This window comes from Citricoccus nitrophenolicus, assembly GCF_047305825.1.
GTDB lineage: Bacteria > Actinomycetota > Actinomycetes > Actinomycetales > Micrococcaceae > Citricoccus > Citricoccus nitrophenolicus.
In genome coordinates, this window is sequence record NZ_CP063070.1 from 1,084,709 (window position 1) to 1,108,328 (window position 23,620).

Sequence of the window (23,620 nt, forward strand, 5' to 3'; positions counted from 1 at the left end):
GGAGCCGAGGTGACGACTCCCGGGCACCCGTGGGTCACCAGCGGTAGTGGGCGAACGCCTTGTTGGATTCGGCCATCTTGTGGGTGTCCTCGCGGCGCTTGACCGCGGCACCGAGGCCGTTGGAGGCATCGAGGATCTCGTTCAGCAGACGCTCGGTCATCGTCTTCTCCCGGCGGGCCTTGGAGTAGCCGACGAGCCAGCGCAGCGCCAGGGCGGTGGCGCGGCCGGGCTTGACCTCGACGGGCACCTGGTAGGTGGCGCCGCCGACGCGGCGGGACTTGACCTCGAGGGCCGGGCGGACATTGTCCATGGCCTTCTTGAGGGTGGTCACCGGATCGGTGCCGCTCTTCTCGCGGGTGCCCTCCAGGGCGCCGTACACGATGTGCTCGGCGGTGGACTTCTTGCCGTCCACGAGCACCTTGTTGATGAGCTGGGTGACCAGCGGGGAGCCGTAGACCGGGTCTACGACGAGGGGGCGCTTCGGCGCGGGGCCCTTACGTGGCATTACTTCTTCTCCTTCTTCGCGCCGTAGCGGCTGCGGGCCTGGCCGCGACCCTTGACACCCTGGGTGTCGAGGGCGCCGCGGACGATCTTGTAGCGGACACCCGGAAGGTCCTTCACACGGCCGCCGCGCACGAGCACGATGGAGTGCTCCTGCAGGTTGTGACCCTCGCCCGGGATGTACGCGGTGACCTCGATGCCGCCGTTCAGGCGGACACGGGCGACCTTGCGCAGGGCGGAGTTCGGCTTCTTGGGGGTGGTGGTGTACACACGGGTGCACACGCCGCGGCGCATGGGGTTGCCCTGCAACGCCGGGGCCTTGGTATTGACAACCTTCGGTGAGCGGCCCTTGCGGACCAGCTGCTGAATCGTAGGCACTCTTGGACTCTCCGTTGTTTGTTTCCAGGTCAGATGCTGACTTGTGCTGACTTGCTTGCTCCAGCCCATGCGGGCGCACAGGACGGGCCCGCGTCAACCTGGACTGCTGATGGTCGTTTCGTTCGCACCCGAGGGGGTTCGCGTGAACGACCGCAGGCGTGCAAAAGTGTGGCATTCGTTGCGCAAGAACCCCGCAACCCGGACTGTGTCCCTGGTGCCACACAAAAACAATTGAGTACAGCCTACCACCTGCCGCCGGTGGTGCTGAAACTCAGGCCTCCGGCGCCGGATGATTCCGGAAGACCCGCAGGGAGTTGAGCTCGGTGGCCCGGTGGTAGGCCTCCCGGCGCAGGTCCCGGTCCGCGTCATAGGAGAAGGGGCGGACGACCCTCCCCTGCTGCGCCGCCTGGCGGATGCGCTGGCGCTGGGACTCGGTGGCATGCCGCCGCACGAGGGACATCGGGATGGTGGTGGTCAGGGCCGGACCGGCGGTGGTGACGAGCCCGGGGGTGACGAGCCCGGTGTCCAGCCCGGTGAGGTTCTCCGCGCCCAGGTACTCCTCCACCAGATACGGCGCCGGGTTCGCGCCGGACGCCGTGAGGTAGTAGTGGTTCCGCCCCAGCCGCGGGTTCATCTCCAGGAACTGCGGCTGGCCGGTACGGGGATCGATCTTGGTGTCGAACATGGCGAATCCGCGCCAGTCCAGGGCGTCCAGCAGGGCCGTCCCCATCGTGGTGATGACGGGGTGACGCCCAGCCAGCACGGCGCGGGCGTTGCCCTCGGTACCGGGTGCGTGGTCCTCCACGATCACCTCACCGTAGGAGACGAGGCGGGTGGCCCCCGTGCCGTCCCGGAAGAACGTGGCGATGCCCAGTTGGGAGTCGGGCCCCGGCACGAGTTCCTGGACGATCAGCGAACCCGAGTAGCCGGCCTCGCTCGCGAGGGTGACGAGCCGCTCGATCTCGGCGGCGCCGCCGTCCTCCCCGACCACGTGTACCTTGCGCCGGCCCTCGAAGCGGATGTCCGCCCAGGCCCCGCCGTCGCCGGCCTTGAGGATCACGGGGAACCGGACGCCGGCCGCTCCGGTGCCCCCCTCCTCCAACCCGTCCGCCGGCCTGTCTCCCAGCCCGTCAGCGAACCGGCGGGCGGCCTGGCCGGTGTGATGGCCGGCGTCGTAGGTGGCGGTCTTCGGGTAGGGCACCCCCAGCCGCTCGCAGAGCGCGTAGAAGTTCTCCTTCAGGGCCGCCGCGTCCAGGGCGTCCTCGTCCGGGTAGGGCACCGTGTATCCCGCAGCCTCCAGCGTGGCGCGGTGGCGGACGGCGAACCGCACCAGGTGGTCGTAACTGGCCAACAGCAACAGGGGCCGGTCCTGCCCCCTCAGCTGGCCCGCCACGCGCACGAGCGCGTCGATCACGGGCCCTTCCTCCGTCATCGGGCCGGCGGGGAAGGCCTGCAGGATCCGCGAGTACCGCAGGTTGCGGTTCACCGTGGTGGGCACCACGGCGGAGATCACGCCATACGCCTCGTGGAACTCACGCGCCAGGGAGTACGCGCCCACGTCACCACCGGTGATCACGGGGACGAAGGGTTGTTCGGCGGGTACCACGGTTGAAGCCATGGCCTCGATCCTACCGGCGGCTACCGGCGACGGCGGCCCTCGGAGGCTAGGGTGGGGGCGTGCCAGATCAAGACCCCACCCCCCGTACCGCCGCCAGCTCGCGCCCACTCACCGCCCGCCGGATCACCCGCGCCGAGCACGGCCGTTTCCTGGCGGAACACCCCGAGGCCTCCTTCCTCCAGAACCCGCAGTGGCCCGGTGTGAAGATCGACTGGCGCGGGGACTCCGTGGGCTTCTACGACGGTGAGACCCTCCGCGCCACCGCCCTGGTCCTGTTCCGGCGGCTGCCTATCCCCGTGCCGGTGCTGAAGAACCGATCCCTGGCGTACATCGCCGAGGGTCCCGTGTTCGACCGCACCGGCGGAGATTCGTCAGTGCAGCTGGAGTCCGTCCTGGCCCCCCTCGTCCAGTACCTGAAGTCCCGGGGCGCGTTCCTGGTCCGGATCGGGCTGCCGGGCGTGGTGAACCGCTGGGACGGCGCCGAGGTGCGCCGCGCCCTGGCCGCCGGCGAACACCGTTCGGTCACCCAGTTGGAACCGATCCACACCGCCCCGGAGGCCGAGGACGTCCGCGCGCGCCTCACCGCCCTGGGCTGGCGGGCGCCCGCCGAGTCCGAGGACTTCGAGGCCGGCCAACCCCAGTTCCAGGCCCGCATCCCGCTCCAGCCGGAGCTGGACGTCCCCGGACCGGACGGCACGCCCGTGGAACCCAACAAGAACGGCGAGTCCCCCGCCCTCGAGGCCGCCCTGAACCGGATGGACTCCACCTCCCGCCGTCAGACCCGCAAGTCCACCCGCTCCGAACTGACCGTCACCGTGGGGACGGCCGAGGACCTGCCCGCGTGGCAGTCCCTGTACGAGGAGACGGCCAGCCGGGACGGCTTCACCGGCCGGCCCCTGTCCTACTTCCAGCGCATGTTCTCCGAGCTCAACGCCGGAGGCCCCGAGGAGACGGCAGCGGACACCGAGTGCACCCTGTACCTGGCCCACCACGGGGATCAGCTGCTCGCCGCCGCCATCTACGTACGCCAGGCCCAGTTCGGCTGGTACGTCTACGGGGCCTCCTCCTCCGAGGAACGCAAGCGCTACGCCCCGCGCGCCCTGCAGCTGCGCCAGATCCAGGACTCCCTGGCGGCCGGCTGTACCTGGTTCGACCTCGGCGGGATGTCCCCGTCCCTGGATCCCGAGTACGAGTTGGCCGGACTGACCCGCTTCAAGACCACCATGGGGGCGGACGTCATCCAGACCTACGGCGAGTGGGACTACCCCGTGAACCGGCCCCTGGCCGCGGCGTTCAACCTGTACATGGCCCGCCGGGGCTGAGGCCGGACAGCCCTAGTGCCCGAACTCGTCCGCGTCCATGAACGAATCGGACGGGGTCGCCGAATCCAGCGCGTCCACGGTCGCCAGGTCCTCCGCGGTCAACTCGAAGGAGAACACGTCCAGGTTCTCCCGCTGCCGCTGCGGATCCGCCGACTTCGGCAGGGCGATCCGACCCTGCTGCACGTGCCAGCGCAGCACCACCTGGGCGGGTGTCCGGCCCAGCCGTGAGGCGATCCGCGTGATCGCCGGCTGCTGCAGCAGCTCACTGCCCCGGCCGATCGGCGTGTAGGCCGCCGTCAGCACGCCGGCGGCGGCGTTGGCCTCCTGCACATGCGGCTGGGCGAACAGCGGCTGGCAGTGGATCTGGTTGACGGCCGGCACGAGCCCCGCCTCCAGCACCTGCTGAAGGTGGGCCGGCTTGTAGTTCGAGACGCCCCAGGAGCGGATGAGCCCAGTGCCGGTCAGCTCGACCAAGGACTCGCAGGCCTGCACGTAACTGCCCTGATCCGGATTGGGCCAGTGCACCAGGTACAGGTCGAAGTAGTCCAGGCCGGCGCGCTCGAGTGCGGCCTCCAGCCCGGCACGCACGCTGTCCACCGGCCCGTGCCACCGGCGATTGAACTTCGAGGTCACGAACACCTCGTCCCGTGCGAGCCCGGACCCGACGACGGCCCGCCCCACCGCGTCCTCGTTGCCGTAGTTCTCCGCCGTGTCGAGATGGCGGTAGCCGGCCTCGAGGGCGGAGGAGACCGCCTCGGTGCACTCGTCGCCGGTCATCGGCCACGTGCCGAGGCCGAGGAGTGGGATGCGCACTCCGGCGTCTCCCGAAGTCTCGCCGTCGGGGATGTTGGTGCCGTTGAGGGGAGCAGAGATCTGGGTGGTCATGGCACCCAGCCTGCCATGCCGCCGCAGTGTCCATAAAGCACCGAGCTTGTTACCGAGCTTCTTAAAACACAAAGTGACCTGCCCCCGTCACAACGGTGGGGGTCAGGTCACTTTGCGCTTGGCAGACGGGCGTCAGCCCGCCTGATCAGTCATCAGCCGCGGAAGTCGCCGCCCATGCCGTAGTCGTCCAGGCTGATCGCGTGGAACTCCGGCGTGCCGGACTGGTCCAGTCCGGGGTAGTCGAAGTCCGCGAAGCCGGCCGGCCCGGTGAACAGGTTGGCCTTGGCCTCCTCGGTGGGCTCCACATTGACCTTCGTGTAGCGGTCCAGGCCGGTGCCGGCCGGGATCAGCTTGCCGATGATCACGTTCTCCTTCAGGCCCAGCAGCGGATCCGACTTGCCCTCCATGGCCGCCTGCGTCAGCACGCGGGTGGTCTCCTGGAAGGACGCGGCGGACAGCCACGAGTCGGTGGCGAGCGAGGCCTTGGTGATGCCCATGAGCTCGTCACGGCCCGAGGCCGGCTGGCGACCCTCGGCCACGGCCTGGCGGTTCGCCGCGGTGAACCGCGTGCGGTCCGTCAGCTCGCCCGGCAGGAGGTTGGTCTCCCCCGACTCGATGACGGTGATGCGCCGCAGCATCTGCCGGACGATGACCTCCACATGCTTGTCGTGGATGCCCACACCCTGGGACTGGTACACGTCCTGGACCTCCTGGACCAGGAACTTCTGGGCGGCCCGGGGACCGAGCACGCGCAGCACCTGCTTCGGGTCCACGGCACCGGCCACCAGCTGGGTGCCGACGGCCACGTGCTCGCCGTCTGCCACCAACAGGCGCGCGCGGCGCAGCACCGGGTAGGCGATCTCCTCGGAACCGTCATCCGGGGTGAGCACCAGGCGCAGCTGCTTCTCGCCGTCCTCGATGGTCACGCGGCCGGCGACCTCGGAGATCGGCGCCACGCCCTTCGGGGTACGGGCCTCGAAGAGCTCCTGGATACGGGGCAGGCCCTGGGTGATGTCGTCCGCGGAGGCCACACCACCGGTGTGGAAGGTCCGCATGGTGAGCTGGGTGCCCGGCTCACCGATGGACTGGGCGGCGATGATGCCCACGGCCTCACCGATGTCCACCAGCTGGCCGGTGGCCATGGAACGTCCGTAGCACTTGGCACAGGTCCCGACGGCGGACTCGCAGGTGAGCACGGAGCGCACCTTGATCTCGGTGATGCCGGCCTCGATGAACGCATCGATGGCGATGTCGCCGATGGCCTCGCCGGCCTGGCCCAGCACGGTACCGTCCTCGGCCACGACGTCCACGGCCAGCGACCGCGCGAACGAGGAGTTCTCCACGGTCTCGTGGCGCACCAGCTCGCCGTCGGCATTCGGCACACCGATGACCTCGGTCAGGCCGCGCTCAGTGCCGCAGTCCTCCTCGCGGACGATGACGTCCTGGGACACGTCCACCAGACGACGGGTCAGGTAACCCGAGTTGGCGGTCTTCAGCGCGGTGTCCGCGAGACCCTTGCGGGCACCGTGGGTGGCGATGAAGTACTCGAGCACGGACAGGCCCTCGCGGTACGAGGACTTGATCGGACGCGGGATGATCTCACCCTGCGGGTTGGCCACCAGACCACGGATGCCCGCGATCTGCCGGACCTGCAGCCAGTTACCACGGGCGCCGGAGGTCACCATGCGGTTGATGGTGTTGAGCTTCGGCAGACCGTCCTTCATGGCCGCGGCGACCTCGTCGGTGGCCTTGTTCCAGATGTCGATCAGCTCGGAGCGCCGCTCCTCGTCCGCGATCAGGCCCTTGTCGTACTGAGCCTGGACCTTGAGCGCCTGGTCCTCGTAGCCGGCCATGATGGCCGCCTTGTCGAAGTCCGAGGTGATGTCCGAGATCGCCACGGTGACGCCCGACCAGGTACCCCAGTGGAAACCGGCGTCCTTGAGGTTGTCCAGGGTCGCGGCGGTCTGCACCATCGGGTACCGCTCCGCCAGGTCGTTGACCAGGGCGCCGAGGGTGCCCTTGGTCGCCTGGGTGGACAGCCACGGGTAGTCGGCCGGAAGCAGCTCGTTGAACAGCACCACGCCCAGGGTGGTCTCCAGGACCACCGGGGTGCCCTGCTCCCAGCCCTCGGGGGCCGGGGCCTGGGCGGACGGGACGAAGCCCTCCACGGTGATCTTCGCCGGGGCGTTCAGGTGCAGCTGATCCGCGTCGAAGGCCATCAAGGCCTCGGCGACGGAGGAGTACTCGGTGCCGGCACCGGCCTCGTCCTCACGCACGGTGGTGAGGTGGTTGAGGCCGATGATCATGTCCTGGGCCGGGACGGCCACGGCGCGGCCGTCGGAGGGCTTCAGGATGTTGTGGCTCGAGAGCATCAGCAGCCGCGCCTCGGCCTGCGCCTCGGGGCTCAGCGGCAGGTGAACTGCCATCTGGTCACCGTCGAAGTCGGCGTTGAACGCGCCACAGACCAGCGGGTGCAGCTGCAGTGCCTTGCCCTCCACCAGCATCGGCTCGAAGGCCTGGATGCCGAGGCGGTGCAGGGTGGGTGCACGGTTCAGCAGCACCGGGTGCTCGGTGATGACCTCCTCGAGCACGTCCCACACCTGCGGGCGGAAGCGCTCCACCATCCGCTTGGCGGACTTGATGTTCTGGGCGTGGTTCAGGTCCACCAGGCGCTTCATGACGAAGGGCTTGAACAGCTCCAGAGCCATCTGCTTCGGCAGGCCGCACTGGTGCAGCTTGAGCTGCGGGCCCACCACGATCACGGAACGGCCGGAGTAGTCCACGCGCTTGCCGAGCAGGTTCTGACGGAAACGGCCCTGCTTGCCCTTGAGCATGTCGGACAGCGACTTCAGCGGGCGGTTGCCCGGCCCGGTGACCGGACGGCCGCGGCGGCCGTTGTCGAACAGGGAGTCCACAGCCTCCTGGAGCATGCGCTTCTCGTTGTTCACGATGATTTCGGGGGCACCGAGGTCCAGCAGGCGCTTCAGGCGGTTGTTGCGGTTGATCACGCGGCGGTACAGGTCGTTCAGGTCGGAGGTCGCGAAGCGGCCACCGTCCAGCTGCACCATCGGGCGCAGCTCCGGCGGGATCACCGGAACGGCGTCCAGGACCATGCCCAGCGGCGAGTTGTCCGTGATGAGGAACGCGTTGACGACCTTCAGGCGCTTCAGCGCGCGGGTCTTGCGCTGGCCCTTGCCGGTCTTGATGGTCTCACGCAGGGACTCCGCCTCGGCCACCAGGTCGAAGTTCTCCAGACGCTTCTTGATGGACTCCGCGCCCATGGAGCCCTCGAAGTACTGACCGTACTTGTCACGCATGGCACGGAACAGGCCCTCATCGCCCTCGAGGTCGGCGACCTTGAGGTTCTTGAAGCTGTCCCAGATCTTCTCCATCCGGTCCAGCTCGGCGTCGGCCCGCTTGCGGATCTGCGCCATGGTCTTGTCCGCGGCGTCCCGGGCCTTCTTCTTCTCTGCGGCCTTGGCGCCCTCGGCCTCCAGTTTGGCCAGGTCCTTCTCCAGGTCACCGGCGATCGCGGCGATGTCGGCATCGCGCGTGTCCGCCAGGTGCCGGGTCTCCTGGTCATGCTCGGCCTGCAGGTTCGGCAGGTCCGCGTGGCGGGCCTCCTCGTCCACCGAGGTGATCATGTAGGCCGCGAAGTAGATGATCTTCTCGAGATCCTTCGGGGCCAGGTCCAGCAGGTAGCCCAGACGGGAGGGCACGCCCTTGAAGTACCAGATGTGGGTGACCGGGGCGGCCAGCTCGATGTGGCCCATCCGCTCGCGGCGGACCTTGGAGCGGGTCACCTCGACGCCGCAGCGCTCACAGATGATGCCCTTGAAGCGAACGCGCTTGTACTTGCCGCAGTAGCACTCCCAGTCCCGGGTGGGGCCGAAGATCTTCTCGCAGAAGAGTCCGTCCTTCTCCGGCTTCAGGGTGCGGTAGTTGATGGTCTCGGGCTTCTTGACCTCGCCGAAGGACCAATTGCGGATCTCGTCCGCGGTCGCGAGGCCGATACGCATGTGGCCAAATGATGAGTTGTCGTTGGACATGGTCCGTTGAACTCCTGATTCGTAACGTTGATGAAGTCTTGGTGGGGCGGGGAACGGAGGGAGTCTCAGACCTCTTCGACCGAGCTGGGCTCGGCGTGGGACAGGTCAATGCCCAGTTCCTCGGCGGCCCGGAAGACTTCATCGTCCGAGTCACGCATTTCAATCGTGGTGCCGTCGGCGGAGAGGACCTCCACGTTCAGGCACAGCGACTGCATCTCCTTGATGAGGACCTTGAAGGACTCGGGAACGCCCGGCTCCGGGATGTTCTCCCCCTTCACAATGGCCTCGTAGACCTTCACACGACCATGGATGTCATCCGACTTGATGGTCAGGAGCTCCTGCAGCGTGTAGGCGGCGCCGTACGCCTCCAGGGCCCAGACCTCCATCTCACCGAAGCGCTGGCCACCGAACTGCGCCTTACCACCCAGCGGCTGCTGCGTGATCATGGAGTACGGGCCGGTGGACCGAGCGTGGATCTTGTCATCCACCAGGTGGTGCAGCTTCAGCATGTACATGTAGCCCACGGAGACCGGGTCCGGGAACGGCTCGCCGGAACGGCCGTCGAACAGGGTGGCCTTGCCGTTGGTGCCCATCAGACGATCACCGTCACGGGTGACGTTGACGTGGCCGAGCAGGCCCTCGATCTCGTGGGCCTCGGCACCGTCGAACACCGGGGTGGCCACGTTCACCGGACCGGAGGACCGCGGGAAGTTCGGCAGGTCCTTGATCCACTCGGGCTCGCCCTGGATGTCCCAGCCGCGGGAGGCGGCCCAGCCCAGGTGCAGCTCCATGACCTGGCCCAGGTTCATACGCCCCGGAACGCCCAGGGGGTTCAGGATGATGTCCACCGGGGTGCCGTCCTCGAGGAACGGCATGTCCTCCGCCGGCAGGATCTTGGAGATGACGCCCTTGTTGCCGTGGCGGCCGGCCATCTTGTCGCCGTCCGTGATCTTGCGCTTCTGGGCCACGTAGACGCGGACCAGCTGGTTCACGCCCGGGGGCAGGTCGTCGTCCTCGTCGCGATCGAAGATGCGCACACCGATCACGGTGCCGGACTCGCCGTGGGGCACCTTCAGGGAGGTGTCACGGACCTCGCGGGACTTCTCGCCGAAGATGGCGCGCAGCAGCCGCTCCTCCGGGGTCAGTTCCGTCTCGCCCTTCGGGGTCACGCGGCCGACCAGGATGTCCCCGGCCTCGACCTCGGCACCGATGTGGATGATGCCGCGCTCGTCGAGCTGGGCCAGCACCTCGTCGGAGACGTTCGGGATGTCCCGGGTGACCTCCTCGGCGCCCAGCTTGGTGTCACGGGCGTCCACCTCGTGCTCCTCGATGTGGATCGAGGTGAGCACGTCCTCGGAGACCATGCGCTGGGACAGGATGATGGCGTCCTCGTAGTTCAGGCCCTCCCAGGGCATGAAGGCCACCAGCAGGTTCTTGCCGAGCGCCAGCTCGCCGTGGTCCGTGGCCGGACCGTCGGCGATGACCGAGAGCTTCTCCACGCGATCGCCCTCGGTGACCCGCACGCGCTGGTTGTAGGCGTTGCCCTGGTTGGAGCGTGCGAACTTCATGATCGGGTAATGGCGCATGGTGCCGTCGTCATTCATGACGGTCACGAGATCGGCGGCGACCTCGGTCACCACACCGGGGGCATCGGCCGTGATGGAGTCACCGGCGTCCACCGCGATGTACTTCTCCATGCCGGTGCCCACCAGGGGCGCCTCGGCCTGGAGCAGCGGCACGGCCTGACGCTGCATGTTCGCACCCATCAGGGCGCGGTTGGCGTCATCGTGCTCCAGGAAGGGGATGAGCGCCGTGGCGGCCGAGACCATCTGCCGCGGGGAGACGTCCATGTAGTCGATGTCATCCACGCCGGACAGCACCGGTTCACCGCTGCCGCCGCGCTGGCGGCAGAGCACGAGGTCCTCGGCGAAGGAGCCGTCCTCGTTCAGCGGGGCGTTGGCCTGGGCGATCTGGGCGTCCAGCTCGTCGTCGGCCGTCAGGTAGTCGACCTGCTCCGTGACGACGCCGTCCACGACCTTGCGGTACGGCGTCTCGATGAAGCCGAAGGGGTTGATGCGCCCGAAGGTGGCCAGCGAGCCGATCAGGCCGATGTTCGGGCCTTCCGGGGTCTCGATGGGGCACATGCGGCCGTAGTGGGACGGGTGCACGTCACGGACTTCCATGCCGGCGCGGTCACGGGACAGGCCGCCCGGGCCGAGCGCGGACAGGCGGCGCTTGTGGGTCAGGCCCGCGAGCGGGTTGTTCTGGTCCATGAACTGGGACAGCTGGGAGGTCCCGAAGAACTCCTTGATCGAGGCCACCACGGGGCGGATGTTGATCAGGGTCTGCGGGGTGATCGCCTCCACGTCCTGGGTGGTCATGCGCTCGCGCACCACGCGCTCCATACGGGACAGGCCCGTGCGGATCTGGTTCTCGATCAGCTCGCCCACGGCGCGGATGCGACGGTTGCCGAAGTGGTCGATGTCATCGACCTCGGCGCGGATCTCGACGTCCTCGCCTGCACGCTTGCCGGTGATCGACTTCTCGCCGGCATGCAGGGCCACGATGAAGTGGACCATCTGGATGATGTCATCCTCGGTCAGCACGGAGGCGTTCGGATCGGACAGCGGCATGTCCACGCCGAGCTTCCGGTTGAGCTTGTACCGGCCCACCTTCGCCAGGTCGTAGCGCTTCGGGGTGAAGTACAGGTTGTTCAACAGGTTCTGCGCGGCGTCCACGGCCGCGGGCTCGCCCGGGCGGAGCTTGCGGTAGATGTCCAGCAGTGCCTCGTTCTGGCCCTCGGTGGGATCCTTCTCGAGGGTGGCGCGGATGGAGTCGTACTGGCCGAACTCCTCCAGGATGCGGGACTCGGACCAACCCATGGCCTTGAGCAGCACGGTCACGGGCTGCTTGCGCTTGCGGTCCAGGCGGACGCCCACCTGGTCACGCTTGTCCACCTCGAGCTCGAACCAGGCACCGCGGGACGGGATGATCTTCGCGGTGAAGATGTCCTTGTCACTGGTCTTGTCCGGGGTGCGCTCGAAGTAGGCGCCGGGGGAACGGACGAGCTGGGAGACGACCACGCGCTCGGTGCCGTTGATGACGAAGGTGCCCTTGTCCGTCATGAGCGGGAAATCGCCCATGAACACCGTCTGCTGCTTGATCTCGCCGGTGTTGTTGTTCATGAACTCGGCCTTGACGTACAGCGGCGCGGCGTAGGTGGTGTCGCGCTCCTTGCACTCGTCCACCGGCATCTTCGGGTCCGAGAACTCCGGATCGGTGAAGGACAGGGACATGGTGCCCTGGAAGTCCTCGATCGGGGAGATCTCCTCGAAGATGTCGGAGAAGCCGGAGGTGACGGCCACGGAGTCGTCACCGATCGACTGTGCATGGTTCACCCGCTCGGTCCAGCGGTCGTTGCCCACGAGCCGGTCGAAGGACTCGGTCTGCAGGGCCAACAGGTCCGGAACGTCCAGCGGCTCATGAATCTTCGCGAACGAGATTCGGCCGGCACTGGCGCCGGAGCGGGGCGAGACGCCCCCGGGGAAATTAGCGGTTTCGGTATTTGAGGTGCTCGAGGCGACCAAGAGGGATCCTTCCACAGACCGTCTGTACTTCCGTGCCCTCCCCACTGCAGTCCACAACGCCGGGGCCCACCGCTATTTGAAGGCCAGACCGGACGCCACACCGCAGCACCTCGGCGCCTTGAAGGCAGCACCGATGGCACGACACAGTGGACTGAGGGGAGACGTAAGGAACCATGCTAACGGCTGGAGGACAAGAAGTCCAACCTCCCGACGCCGGCCGTCACCGCCCGCTGCAGCCGCGGCCCCAGCGGGCGCTCAACCCAGCGGTGCAGCGTCCACGCTGCCAGAAGCACGGCGGCCAGGGACGCCGCCAGGACGACCCCTCGAGGCAGGTGCGGCGAGAGGAGCATGATGAGCCACCACCCCCACAGCTGGTGGAGGAGATAGACGGGGTAGGTCAGCTGGCCCGCCAGGGTCATCCCGGGCACCCGCACCCTGGCCAGTGGGGTCAGCACCATCACGGCCACCAGCGCGAACAGCCCTGCCGTGATCCCCACGAACAGCCAGAAGGGGTAGTCATATCCGGTGAGCTCCACGGTCTCCGGCTGCTGCACCCGGGCGGACCAGAGGCCACCCACCACCACGTTCACCACCAGGGCCACCCAGCGCAGCGGCGTGTGCCCGAACCTGAAGATCAGGAAGAGGGCCATCCCGCCGGCGAAGAGGGCCGAGTACTGCGGGAAGAAGACGTGCTCCACCCACGCCACCTGCTGTCCGGAGGACTGGAGGATGAAGTAGAGCACATTGCCCAGCAGCGGCCAGGCCACCGCGAAGACCAGCACCCGGCGCACGGTCATCCCGATCAGCGTGAAGGCCAGGATCCAGAGGTAGAACTTCATCTCCACCCACAGGGTCCAGTACACGCCGTCGATGTGGCCGACGCCCATCCCGCCCTGGAACATCGTCAGGTTGGCCGGGATGTCCGCCGGCGTGCGTTCGGTGCCCATCTCCGGCCAGATCACGAACGTCAGCAGGGAGGTGGCGAGCACGGCCACCCAGTAGGCCGGGTAGAGGCGACCGACGCGGGAGCCGATGAACCTCGCCGGCGACTTGCCGAAGGAGGAGAGCAGGATGACGAAGCCGGAGATGACGAAGAACAGCTGGACGCCGAGGGCGCCCACGGAGCTGAACTGACTGAGCCACGGCCAGGCCTCGGCCGCGGTCTCCCCGTGACGGCCCCAGTGCCCGTGGTGCCAGGCCGTCCAGTGGAACAACACCACGGAGAGGGCGGCCAGCAGCCGGAGACCGTCCAACAGCGCCAGGCGAGGCCGGCCAGGGGCGGGCGGGGCCGGCGCGGGCGGTTGTGCATGGTCCCGCACCTGGCCTTCGGCCTGCGGAACCGCCGGGTCGACCCGCGGCATCTCCTTTGTCGCGACCATCGGTCGGCGCCCTCCCTCACCGTCTCCTCACCTTTACCGTTTCGTGACCCTACGGTCCCTGTCTGGGCGAATGCTGAGAACCGGGGCTTAAACGCCGTTCGGCCCCACCCTCACCGCGCAAGCGGATCGGATGGGGCCGAGCTGGGTACTGCTGAAGCGAACAACGGCCCGATGTCAGCACCGGGCCGCCGGGATCACTTGAGGGTGATGGTGGCGCCAGCGCCCTCGAGCTGCTCCTTGGCCTTGTCGGCAGTCTCCTTGTTGACGCCCTCCAGGACGGCCTTCGGAGCGGAGTCGACCAGGTCCTTGGCTTCCTTCAGACCCAGGGAGGTCAGTGCGCGGACCTCCTTGATGACGCCGATCTTCTTGTCGCCGGCGGCCTCGAGGACGACGTCGAACTCGGTCTGCTCCTCCTCGGCCTCGGCGGCTGCGGCGACCGGAGCGGCGCCGGCAGCGGCGACCGGAGCGGCAGCGGTGACCTCGAACTTCTCCTCGAAGGCCTTGACGAACTCGGAGAGCTCGATGAGGGACAGCTCAGAGAAGGCCTCGAGCAGTTCTTCGGTGGACAGCTTAGCCATGGTTGGCTCCTTTACTTCCGTGCGATCACGGATGAGTTTTCACGGATGTGATGGTGTGTTGGCCGCGCCAGCGGCCGGGGGGCTTCAGGCCTGCTCTTCGACCTTCGCGCGCAGTGCGTCCACGGTGCGGACGGCCTGCGAGAGCGGGGCCTGGAACATGTAGGCAGCCTTGTGGAGGTTGCCCTTCATGGCACCCGCCAGCTTGGCCAGCAGGACCTCGCGGGACTCGAGGTCCGCGAGCTTCTTCATGCCGGCTGCATCGAGGAACTGGCCCTCCATGTAGCCACCCTTGACGACCAGCGCGTCGTGGGTCTTGGCAAAGTCACGCATCGCCTTGGCCGCGTCCACCGGATCACCGGAGACGAAGGCGATCGCGGACGGACCGGTCATCTTGCCCTTGAAGGCATCGACGCCGGCCTGATCGGCCGCAAGCTCAGTGAGCGTGTTCTTCACCACGGCATAGGTCGCGTTCTCACCGAGTGCACGGCGAAGCTCCTTGAGCTCCGCCACGGTGAGACCACGGTATTCCGTCAGCACGGCTGCGGTGGAGGTGCGGAACAGTTCCGCCAACTCCGCCACAACAGCGTTCTTCTCAGACGTCGCCATGGCACTCCTTCCATTGCAGTGGGGCCGGTTCCCCCTCTAGAGGACTAGACAACGAAAAACGCCCCGTGCAGGTGCACGGGGCGTGGCAGGACGGGCCGATAGAGGCCGTTCGCGTTGCTCAGTAGTCACCTGCGCAGGCCGCCTCCGTATGGAGGGCTTTACGGTGGCCTCGTCCGGAGATCTCAGGGATTCCAGGCTCAGCCATCGACCGGCGGTCTTTGGTTCCCCCCACGATAGTCCGAACGGGGCCGGTCACCAAATCGAGCTCCGGCACCAACTCCGGCATCAACGGTGCGTGGTGGGTGCCGGACCGGTGGACCCCCGGAAGTGGAATCCTGCGGGCAGCCGCAGCTGGTGCACCTCCTGGGAGCCCGCCATCATGCTCAGGAGCAGGTCCACGGCCGCACGGCCGGCCTGTTCCACGGGGGCGTCCACGCACGTCAGCCCGGAATGCACGAACCCGGACGCGAAATTGTTGTCATATCCGGCCACGGAGACCTGCCCGGGAACCTCCACCCCCAGGGACAGCAGGTGCCGGAGGATGCCGATGGCCAGCTGGTCGTTGTAGCCGATGATCGCGCTCGGCCGGCGAGACCAGGCCAGGGCACCGGCCGCGGCCCCCTGCCCGTGCAGTGGCTTGAAGGGGCCCACATTGATCAGCTCCACCCCCAGCTCCAGGGCCGCCTCGTCCTGCGCCCGCTGACGCAGGGTGTTGCTCCACGCGTTGTGCGGGCCGGCGCAGTAGACGATCCGCCGGTGCCCGAGCGCATGGAGGTGCTCGATGAGCTGACGGCTGGAATCGGCGTCCCCGGCCGCCACCGAGCTGACCCCGGGCACCTCCCGATTGAACAGGACCAGCGGCCGCCGGCGCGCCATCTCCCGCAGCTCGGCATCCGAGGTCCACCGGGCCGCGGCGATCATCCCGTTCGTGTCCGCGGTCATCCGCTCCAGGTGGGTGCGCTCCACGGTGGCCGACTCCTCGGCGTCCCCCAGGGTCACGAGGTAGCCCGCCGAACGGGCTTGGCTGACAGCACCCTTGATGAGGTCGGCGAAGAAGGGATTGGCCAGGTCCTGCACCAGCAGATTGAAGCTCCGTGCGCCGGATGCCGTGGCGGCCAGGGCGGGCCGTGGCGGCTCGCGGCGGTAGCCGAGCCGGTCGGCGGCCTCCATGACGCGCTCCACCGTCTGGAAGTTCACCCGCTCCGGCCGGGTGAAGGCCCGCGAGACCGTGGACGGGGCCACCCCGGCGGACCGGGCCACGTCCTCCAGCCGCACCCGAGCAGCCGGTGAAGCACCGCGCGCACCACGTGGCGAACCGTCCGATACGGCGTTCTGCATTGGATCCATGGCGGTGTCAACCTTTGTCAGGACGAACGGTCGGGCGAATCCCCAGGGGATGGCGCTGGCACCCACGGGACCCACGACACTCAGTTGGCTGCGTGGTGTGCAGGATCTTTCCATGACTTGCCACACGCCGTCCAGCGAAGATCCACTGGTACTGCAGGGCATCACCGTCCATTTCCGCAAATTATGGCAATCGACTGGCCTCGACCAGACCATCCGTGCCATTCTGCTGTGCACCCCCTCATCTGTGATGGCCATCACCACCGACCGTGGCCCTCACCCGCACCACTCAACGCATTCCACGCATCCCACGCATCCCACGCATCCCTCATGGATTCCCAGGAGACCGACATGAAACGACGCACCCTGATGACCTCCACGGCCGCTCTGGCCGTCGCCGGACTGTTGCTGTCCGGTTGTGCCGACAACGCCGGCGGTTCCGGCGAGGGGGACGAGTACCCCACCCAGGATGTCCGCCTCGTGGTCCCGTGGGCCGCCGGCGGCTCCGGAGACCTCTCGGCCCGCACCCTGGCCCCGCTGCTCGAGGACGAGCTCGGTGTCAGCGTCATCGTGGAGAACCGTCCCGGCGCCAACGGCTCCGTGGGCTACAACTGGCTCAAGGAGCAGGAGCCAGACGGCTACAACCTGTCCATGTTGGGCGCCGAGGTGGCCACACTGCAGTTCATGGACTACGACATCGCCCCGGAGGACTACGCGTTCCTCGGCAAGATCCTCGAAGGACCCGGGGCGATCGCCGTACCGACGGACAGCCCCTATGAGACGCTCCAGGACCTGATCGACGCCGCGAAGGACGCCCCGGGCGAGATCACCTACTCCTCCCCCGGAGTCGGGTCCGTGTGGGACAACCCGGCTCAGGGCTTCCAGGAGATGGCCGGAATCGAACTGACCAACGTGCCCTTCGACGGCTCGGCTCCGTCCATCGCCGCCGCAGCCGCCGGTGACGTCGACTTCTCCATCGATGCCATGGGCTCACAGAAGGCCCAGGTGGACGGCGGAGAGCTGCGCTATCTGGCCGTGCTCTCCGAGGAACGGCAGGAGGACTACCCGGACGTGCCGACCGCCGCCGAGCAGGGCGTCGACCTGCAGAACGCCTCCTTCACCGGCCTGATGGCCCCGGCCGGCACCCCGGACGATGTGGTCCAGACCCTGTCCGACGCCATCGCCGCGGCCACGGAGAACGAGGACTACCAGTCCGTCATCGAGCAGTCGAACCTGGTCCCGGTCTCCGTCCCGGCCGGGGAGTTCACCGAGTTCATCCAGGCCGAGGAAGATCGCTACGGCCCCTGGATCGAGCTCGCCCAGTCGAAGCAGGACTGATCCATGGCCACCGAAACCCCCGGGCCGGCCGGCACTGCCGAGCGGCCCGGGGATCACCCCGAGGACGCCGTGCTGTTGAAGAACCTGCCGTACCGGCTCCGGGAGCTGATCCCGGTGGCGGCAGCGATCTGCCTGGGAGTCGCGGTGCTCATCATGGCCGGAGAGATCACCGATCGCGGCGGCGGGATCGGGCCACGGTTCTGGCCGATCATGTTGGCCTGGGTCCTGATCGGACTCGGCGTCCTGCTGGTCTTCACCAACGTGCTGCGCGGGGTCCGCCCCTCGGACATCCCGGACGACATGACCTGGTGGGGCGTCGGCCAGATGGTCCTGACCGGGCTGGTGCTGATCGGCTACCTGCTGCTGTTCAACGTCCTCCAGTTCTGGTTGATCACCCTGGTGGCCACCTTCCTGCTGCTGGTGGTCTACGGGATCCGCAGCTGGAAGGTACTGGTCTTCCTGCCCCTCATCATCGGCGTGATCCTGCACGTCCTGTTCATCGTCCTGCTGGAGGTACCCCTGTGATCCCCGACCTCCTGACCACCCTCCCGCCCCTCCCCCTCCCGGTGGCAGCCAATGCCGTCACCGAGGGCATCATGGCCGTACTGCAGTGGGACACCCTGCTGTTCATCGGCCTCGGCATGCTGGTGGGCATGCTGGTGGGCGCCTTTCCCGGCGTCACCGCCACCATGGCCGTGGCCCTGGCCTCCGGCTTCACCCTGACCATGGAGCCCATCCAGGGCCTGGCCGTGCTGCTGACCATCTACGTGGCCGCCCAGTTCGGCGACCGCGTGCCGGCCATCCTCATCAACACCCCGGGCACCCCGGCCTCGATCGCCACCACCTTCGACGGCTACCCGCTGGCCAAGCAGGGCAAGGCCGGTCTGGCCATGACGGCCTCCGCACTGGGGTCGGCGTTCGGGATGGTCTTCGGCATCATCGTGCTGTCCCTGTTCGGCATCCCGCTGGCGGGCTTCGCCCGGGAGTTCGGGCCGCCGGAGCTGTTCGCCCTGGTGGTGTTCGGGCTGACCATGATGATCGGCGTCTCCTCCGGCCGCATCTTCAAGGGCCTGGTCGCCGGCGCCTTCGGCCTGATGCTGGCCACCGTGGGCCGCGACCCGATCACCGGGGACCAGCGCTTCACCCTGGGCATCCTCGAGCTCAACGGCGGAGTGCCCTTCATCCCCGTGATCATCGGACTCTTCGGCCTGGCCGAGGTCCTCAACCAGATGGTCACGCACCAGCGGAACAAGGCCGCGGAGAAGCCCATCTCCCAGATGGGCGCCTGGTGGCCGGGACGGGACCTGGGCGGACGGCTGTTCAAGTCCATGGGCATCGGCGCCGGCACCGGTTCCGTGGTGGGACTGGTCCCCGCCGTGGGCGGTGACATCGCCGGGATCATCTCCTGGGACAACGCCAAACGGTTCTCCAAGCACAAGGAGGAGTACGGCAAGGGCTCCATCGAGGGCCTGACCGCGGCGGACACCTCCTCCACGGCCACCCTGGGCGGATCCGTGACCACCACCATGGCGCTCGGTGTCCCCGGCGACTCGGTGATGGCCGTGCTGATCGGCTCCATGATGATCTGGGGCATCCAGCCAGGGCCGGCACTGTTCACCAACCAGCCGTCCCTGGTCTACACGCTGGCGATGATCCTGCTGGTGGCCACCGTGCTCTCCCTGGGCCTGTCCCTGGTCCGCATGAAGTCCATGGTCAAGCTGCTCGAGCTGAAGAACCAGTACCTCTGGGTCATCATCCTGGTCTTCTGCATGGTCGGCACCTACTCCATCAGCAACTCGATCTTCGACGTGTTCGTCATGCTGATCATGGGCGTGATCGGGCTGTTCATGCTCCGCTTCGGCTTCCCCGCCGGACCCGCCGTGCTGGGCCTGATCCTCGGACCCCTGGCCGAGTCCAACCTGCGGCGCACCCTGATCGGCGACGGACCGGAGGCGTTCCTGGGCAGCCCCATCGCCCTGGTGCTCCTCGCGATCTCGGCGGCCGCCCTGATCCTGCCACCGCTGCGGGCCATGCGCATCCGCCGCAAGCAGGCCATGGCGGGCAAGGACGAGGGCCTCTCGGTCCTGATCCCCTGAGCATCGACACCTCCACGCACGACGGCGGCCCGCACCTTCCCGGTGCGGGCCGCGGTCATGTGGACCTCAGAACCGGACCGGCCGGCCGGTCCGGGAGGACTCGTAGACGGCCAGCAGGATCCGCAGGGACGTGGTGGCCTCCTCCCCCGTGACGGCGGGAGTGCCGCCGGTGCGCACGGCGTTCACGAAGTCGGCCACCTGCGCCCGGTGCCACGGGATCAGGGCCCCGTTGATGGTGGCCAGGTCCACGTTGGGCTCCAGGCCGGACGGCCACGTCGGCCCGTCCGGCGCAGTCGCCACACGCTCCCCGGCCGCCCACACGTCCACGCGGCCGTCGGTCCCCTCGGGGAACTCACTCAGCTGAGCCGAGGCCCCCGTGGATCCGGTGACCCTGATCTGGACGCCGAGGGACGGAGTGACCGCGGTGGAGGCATGCAGGGTGGCCAGTGCACCGGAGGCGAACCGCAGCGTGGCCACGGCGGAGTCCTCCACCTCGATGTGCTCGCCGTGCACGTAGGTGGCCACGTGGCCGTGCACCTCCACCACCTCGCCCATGTACCACTGGAGCAGGTCGATGTAGTGGATGCCCTGGGTCATGAGCACCCCGCCGCCGTCCGAGGCCCAGGTGCCCCGCCAGGCGGTGGCCGAGTAGTACTCCGGTTCGCGGTGCAGCAGCACCGAGCAGTGTCCGAGGATCGGGGTGCCAAGGGTACCGTCGTCGATCGCGGCACGAATCCGCTGGGCGGCCGGCCAGAAGCGGCGCTGGAACAGCACTCCGAATCTCACGCCGGCCCTCGCGCACACGTCGACCATCCTCTCGGCGGCCGCGAGATCGATCGCGATGGGCTTCTCGCACAGCACGTGCACCCCTGCGGTGGCCGCCTCGGTGACCACGGCCTCATGGGTGGGGTGCGGGGTGCAGACCGAGATCACGTCGATCCCGAGGCCGTCCGCGCCGCGCCAGGCCAGCATCTCGGCCGCGGAGCCGAAGGCGTGCTCGATCCCGTTCGCCACAGCGACCTGACCGGCCCGCTCGGCGTCGATGTCGCACAGGGCGACCACCTCGACGTCCTGCCCGGCATCCGCCAGGGCCCGGTAGGCCTCCAGGTGGTTGCGGAAGATGGCCCCTCCGCCGGCGATGCCGATCCGCAGGGCAGCCGTCATGCGGTCACCGATCCCAGGGAGGCGGCGATGTGCCGACCGGCGGCGTAGGCCCGCGTGATGGCCGAGCCGATGGTGGCGCCGCCACCCGGGTAGGCGTCCTTGAACACGGTGGCCGAGCAGTTGCCGGCGGCGTAGAGGCCCGGCAGGGGCAAGCCATCCCAGCCGAGGACGCGGCCGTCCAGGTCGGCGCGCAGGCCGCCCGCGGTCCCCAGCACGCCCGGGTGTAGGCGCACGGCGTAGAACGGCGCCTCGGTCAGGGGGGCCAGGCACGGATGGGGCTCGTTCGCCGGATCGCCCAGGTGACGATCCTGGGCGCTGGCCCCACGGCCGAACTCCGGGTCCTCGCCGCGGGCTGCGGCCGGGTTGAAGGCAGCGACGGTCTCCTCGAGACCGGCGGCGTCCACTCCGATGAGCTCGGCGAGCCCGGTGAGGGTCTCCGCGCGGACCAGCCACTCCGGTGCGTCCTGCGGATCCGAGAACACCGGGTGGCCGGCCACCGGGTAGCGGGAGACGTAGCGGGAGTCCATCACCAGGTGGGCCGGGATGTTGGCGTGGTCCGAGGTGCCCGGCGCGATGTTCGCGAAGACGCGGGCGAAGTCGTGGTAGTTCAGGGCCTCGTTGACGAAGCGCCGGCCGGCCGCGTTGACCACGATCCCGCCGGGCAGGGTGGCCTCCACGTTGCCCATGCGGCCGCCGGGCCGACCGTCGTACTCGGCCCCGTGGGCCGTGATGACCGGAACGCCCCAGATGTCCGTGGTCTCCGTGAAGGAGGCGCCCACGGCCATCCCCAGCTTCAGCCCGTCACCGGTGTTGCTCGGCGCGGAGATCGGGGTGATGGGGAACTTCAACAGGGTTCCGGTCAGCTCGGGCGACCACTCGAAGCCGCCCGAGGCGATCACCACGCGGTCCGCGGTCACCTCCCGCTCCCCGGCCACGGTCACCCGCCAGGTGTCCCCCGCACGCTGCAGCCCGGTGGCGGGGGCGGACGTGGAGATCACGACGCCGGCCTCCCAGGCCGAGGCGGTCAGGGCACCGGCCAGCGCACCGCCCATGGTGCGCACGCCGCGCTCCGCGCGGCCCTCGAGCAGCGTGGGGTCCGGCGCGGCGCCATGCAGCTGGTCCCGCTCGTCCATGGTGATCAGCGGCAGGTACGTCGGCGGGCGCAGTGCCTCGGCCAGGCCGGGCACCACCGAGGGGTCGAACTCCCGGTGGTCCAGGCCGCGGCCGCCCGGCGTGGCCCCCGGCCATTCCATGTGGTAGTCCGGGCGGAACAGGGCCGAGTAGTCCACACGGGAGTTCTCGTCCAGGAAGCGGACGGCCTCTGCGGCGGTGGCCACATACCAGGAGATCTCCTCCTCGGAGAGCCTCCCGTCGGTGGCCGCCCGCACGTACGCGGCCGCGTCCTCATCGCTGTCCGTGAAGTCCCGGGCGCCCATGAGGTGGTTGTTCGGGGCCCACATGACCCCGCCCCCGGCGGCCGTCGTCCCGCCCAGCCTGTCGGCCTTCTCCAGCACCAGGACGGAGGCCCCGGCACCCCGGGCCACCAGGGCTGCGGTCATCCCGGCACAGCCGGAGCCGATGACCACGAGGTCATAGCGGTCGGCAAGCCCCGAGACGGGGGTCAGGAGGAGGCGGTCTGCGGCGGGGCGGGGCTCGGTCATGGCCGGGTGTCTCCTTCAGGGGTGGTGGTGACGGCGGGGAAGTCGATCGCGATCTTCCCCACGCCTGCCGAGGGGTCCACGAGGGACTCGAAGGCGGCGTCCAGGTCCTCGAACGCAAAACGGTGAGTCAGCAACCCGGCGATGGTGTGCTGGTGGCGGTCCAGCAGCTCCAGGGCCTCGCCACTGAGGTTCTGCGAGTTGCGCGAGCCGAGCAGGTCGATCTCCTTGACCGGCAGCGTGCGCAGGGTCAGGCGCAGCTCCTGGTCCGAGATGCCGACGCAGACCACGCGGCCCGCGGTGGCAACGAGGTCGATGCCGGTGGCCAAGGAGACCGGGGCCCCGGTGGCGTCGATGACCAGGGAGGGCCCGTCGCCGCCGGTGAGCTCGTCCAACTCGGTCTGCTGGGCCGGCGTCGGGAATTCCTCCCGGCTGACCGTGAGGGTGCGATCAGCGCCCATGGCCGTGGCCAGCGCGAGCCGGTCCGCGTTCATGTCCGAGACCGTGACGTCACAGCCCAGGTCCTTGAGGTAGACCGTGGCGAGCAGGCCGATGGGGCCTGCGCCGGAGACGAGGACCCTCTCCCCCGCCGTGGCACGGCCGCGGTTGACGGCCTGCATGGCGATGGAAAGCGGCTCGTGCAGCGGGGCCAGGTCCAGAGACAGCGACTCGGGAATGCGGTACAGCTTCTGCAGCGGTACGGCCTGCTCGGTGACGAGCGAGCCGTCCTCGTAACAGCCGTAGACGCTCATGTGACGACAGGCGTTGACACGCCCGATCGAGCACGCATGGCACGTTCCGCAGTAGACCATCGGCGAGATCGCCACCCGGTCCCCCACGGCCCAGCCACCGCCGGCCCCCGTGGCGTCGGCGGCATCCAACGCGGCGATGGTCCCCGCGGCCTCATGGCCCTGGATGATCGGCAGGTCCGTGGCGTAGTCGTCATCCCAGATGTGAGCATCCGTGCCGCAGAGGGTCACGGAGGCCATCCGGACCACGGCGGTGCCGGGTGCCGGGGCCGGTGCGGGGACGCCGCGGTACTCGATGGTGCGCCGACTCGAGGTGACGGCGGCGGTGGCCGTCGAGGGGGTGGTTGAGGGGGTGGTCGGGCTCATCT

The 23,620-nt window shown here is 68.6% G+C and carries 17 protein-coding genes; 4 read left to right on the top strand and 13 right to left on the bottom strand.

The features are described 5' to 3' along the window. Positions 1-34 precede the first annotated feature (34 nt). The 3 genes from rpsG to IMT31_RS04990 all read right to left on the bottom strand — a co-directional run bounded on the left by rpsG (position 35) and on the right by IMT31_RS04990 (position 2,497). Positions 35-505 (bottom strand): 30S ribosomal protein S7, encoded by a 471-nt coding sequence (rpsG, locus tag IMT31_RS04980; RefSeq protein WP_309811924.1) that lies wholly within the window; start codon positions 503-505, stop codon positions 35-37. After that, the gene (rpsL, locus tag IMT31_RS04985) at positions 505-879 is read right to left on the bottom strand and encodes a 30S ribosomal protein S12 (RefSeq protein WP_309811927.1); all 375 of its coding nucleotides are present in this window, start codon (positions 877-879) and stop codon (positions 505-507) included. The genes rpsG and rpsL overlap by 1 nt, the downstream gene beginning before the upstream one ends. 271 nt (positions 880-1,150) lie before the next feature. After that, entirely contained in the window at positions 1,151-2,497 is a 1,347-nt protein-coding gene (locus IMT31_RS04990; RefSeq protein WP_413543977.1) for a hypothetical protein, read from the bottom strand. 59 nt (positions 2,498-2,556) lie between these two features. Here IMT31_RS04990 and IMT31_RS04995 point away from each other — a divergent pair, with 59 nt between their 5' ends. Continuing rightward, positions 2,557-3,819: a lipid II:glycine glycyltransferase FemX gene (locus IMT31_RS04995; RefSeq protein WP_413543978.1), complete on the top strand. Its 1,263-nt coding sequence runs from the start codon at positions 2,557-2,559 to the stop codon at positions 3,817-3,819. A 12-nt stretch (positions 3,820-3,831) separates the two neighbouring features. Here IMT31_RS04995 and IMT31_RS05000 read toward each other — a convergent pair whose 3' ends face one another. The 7 genes from IMT31_RS05000 to IMT31_RS05030 all read right to left on the bottom strand — a co-directional run bounded on the left by IMT31_RS05000 (position 3,832) and on the right by IMT31_RS05030 (position 16,241). Next, the gene (locus IMT31_RS05000) at positions 3,832-4,704 is read right to left on the bottom strand and encodes an aldo/keto reductase (protein WP_413543979.1); all 873 of its coding nucleotides are present in this window, start codon (positions 4,702-4,704) and stop codon (positions 3,832-3,834) included. Between the two features lie 152 nt (positions 4,705-4,856). Next, complete coding sequence (locus IMT31_RS05005; RefSeq protein WP_345360688.1) at positions 4,857-8,753, bottom strand: DNA-directed RNA polymerase subunit beta'; 3,897 nt, start codon at positions 8,751-8,753, stop codon at positions 4,857-4,859. A gap of 65 nt (positions 8,754-8,818) precedes the next feature. Next, entirely contained in the window at positions 8,819-12,340 is a 3,522-nt protein-coding gene (gene rpoB / locus IMT31_RS05010; RefSeq protein WP_413543980.1) for a DNA-directed RNA polymerase subunit beta, read from the bottom strand. Between the two features lie 176 nt (positions 12,341-12,516). Continuing rightward, on the bottom strand, positions 12,517-13,719 hold the full coding sequence (locus tag IMT31_RS05015) for an acyltransferase family protein (protein ID WP_413543981.1): 1,203 nt from the start codon (positions 13,717-13,719) through the stop codon (positions 12,517-12,519). A 194-nt stretch (positions 13,720-13,913) separates the two neighbouring features. Then, positions 13,914-14,297 (bottom strand): 50S ribosomal protein L7/L12, encoded by a 384-nt coding sequence (gene rplL, locus IMT31_RS05020; RefSeq protein WP_345360679.1) that lies wholly within the window; start codon positions 14,295-14,297, stop codon positions 13,914-13,916. Between the two features lie 84 nt (positions 14,298-14,381). Continuing rightward, on the bottom strand, positions 14,382-14,903 hold the full coding sequence (gene rplJ, locus IMT31_RS05025) for a 50S ribosomal protein L10 (protein WP_345360676.1): 522 nt from the start codon (positions 14,901-14,903) through the stop codon (positions 14,382-14,384). Positions 14,904-15,188: 285 nt separating this feature from the next. After that, entirely contained in the window at positions 15,189-16,241 is a 1,053-nt protein-coding gene (locus IMT31_RS05030; RefSeq protein WP_378109435.1) for a LacI family DNA-binding transcriptional regulator, read from the bottom strand. 357 nt (positions 16,242-16,598) lie between these two features. On the opposite strand from IMT31_RS05030, the gene IMT31_RS05035 reads away from it, so the two are divergent. From IMT31_RS05035 to IMT31_RS05045, 3 genes are read left to right on the top strand one after another with little or no spacing between them, the layout of a single operon-like run. After that, positions 16,599-17,585, top strand: coding sequence for a tripartite tricarboxylate transporter substrate binding protein (locus IMT31_RS05035; protein WP_345360670.1), 987 nt, complete (start codon positions 16,599-16,601; stop codon positions 17,583-17,585). Positions 17,586-17,588: 3 nt separating this feature from the next. Then, positions 17,589-18,110 carry a tripartite tricarboxylate transporter TctB family protein gene (locus IMT31_RS05040; protein WP_345360667.1) on the top strand — a complete coding sequence of 174 codons (522 nt, stop codon included), beginning with the start codon at positions 17,589-17,591 and terminating at the stop codon, positions 18,108-18,110. Then, on the top strand, positions 18,107-19,681 hold the full coding sequence (locus IMT31_RS05045) for a tripartite tricarboxylate transporter permease (RefSeq protein ID WP_345360664.1): 1,575 nt from the start codon (positions 18,107-18,109) through the stop codon (positions 19,679-19,681). Before IMT31_RS05040 ends, IMT31_RS05045 begins: the two co-directional genes overlap by 4 nt. A 66-nt stretch (positions 19,682-19,747) precedes the next feature. On the opposite strand, the gene IMT31_RS05050 is transcribed toward IMT31_RS05045, so the two are convergent. Genes IMT31_RS05050 through IMT31_RS05060 form a run of 3 tightly spaced genes read right to left on the bottom strand, consistent with a single transcriptional unit; the run spans position 19,748 to position 23,618 of the window. Continuing rightward, positions 19,748-20,845 (bottom strand): Gfo/Idh/MocA family protein, encoded by a 1,098-nt coding sequence (locus IMT31_RS05050; protein ID WP_413543982.1) that lies wholly within the window; start codon positions 20,843-20,845, stop codon positions 19,748-19,750. Continuing rightward, entirely contained in the window at positions 20,842-22,506 is a 1,665-nt protein-coding gene (locus IMT31_RS05055; protein WP_413543983.1) for an FAD-dependent oxidoreductase, read from the bottom strand. The genes IMT31_RS05050 and IMT31_RS05055 overlap by 4 nt, the downstream gene beginning before the upstream one ends. After that, the gene (locus IMT31_RS05060) at positions 22,503-23,618 is read right to left on the bottom strand and encodes a zinc-binding dehydrogenase (RefSeq protein ID WP_413543984.1); all 1,116 of its coding nucleotides are present in this window, start codon (positions 23,616-23,618) and stop codon (positions 22,503-22,505) included. The genes IMT31_RS05055 and IMT31_RS05060 overlap by 4 nt, the downstream gene beginning before the upstream one ends. Positions 23,619-23,620 lie beyond the last annotated feature (2 nt).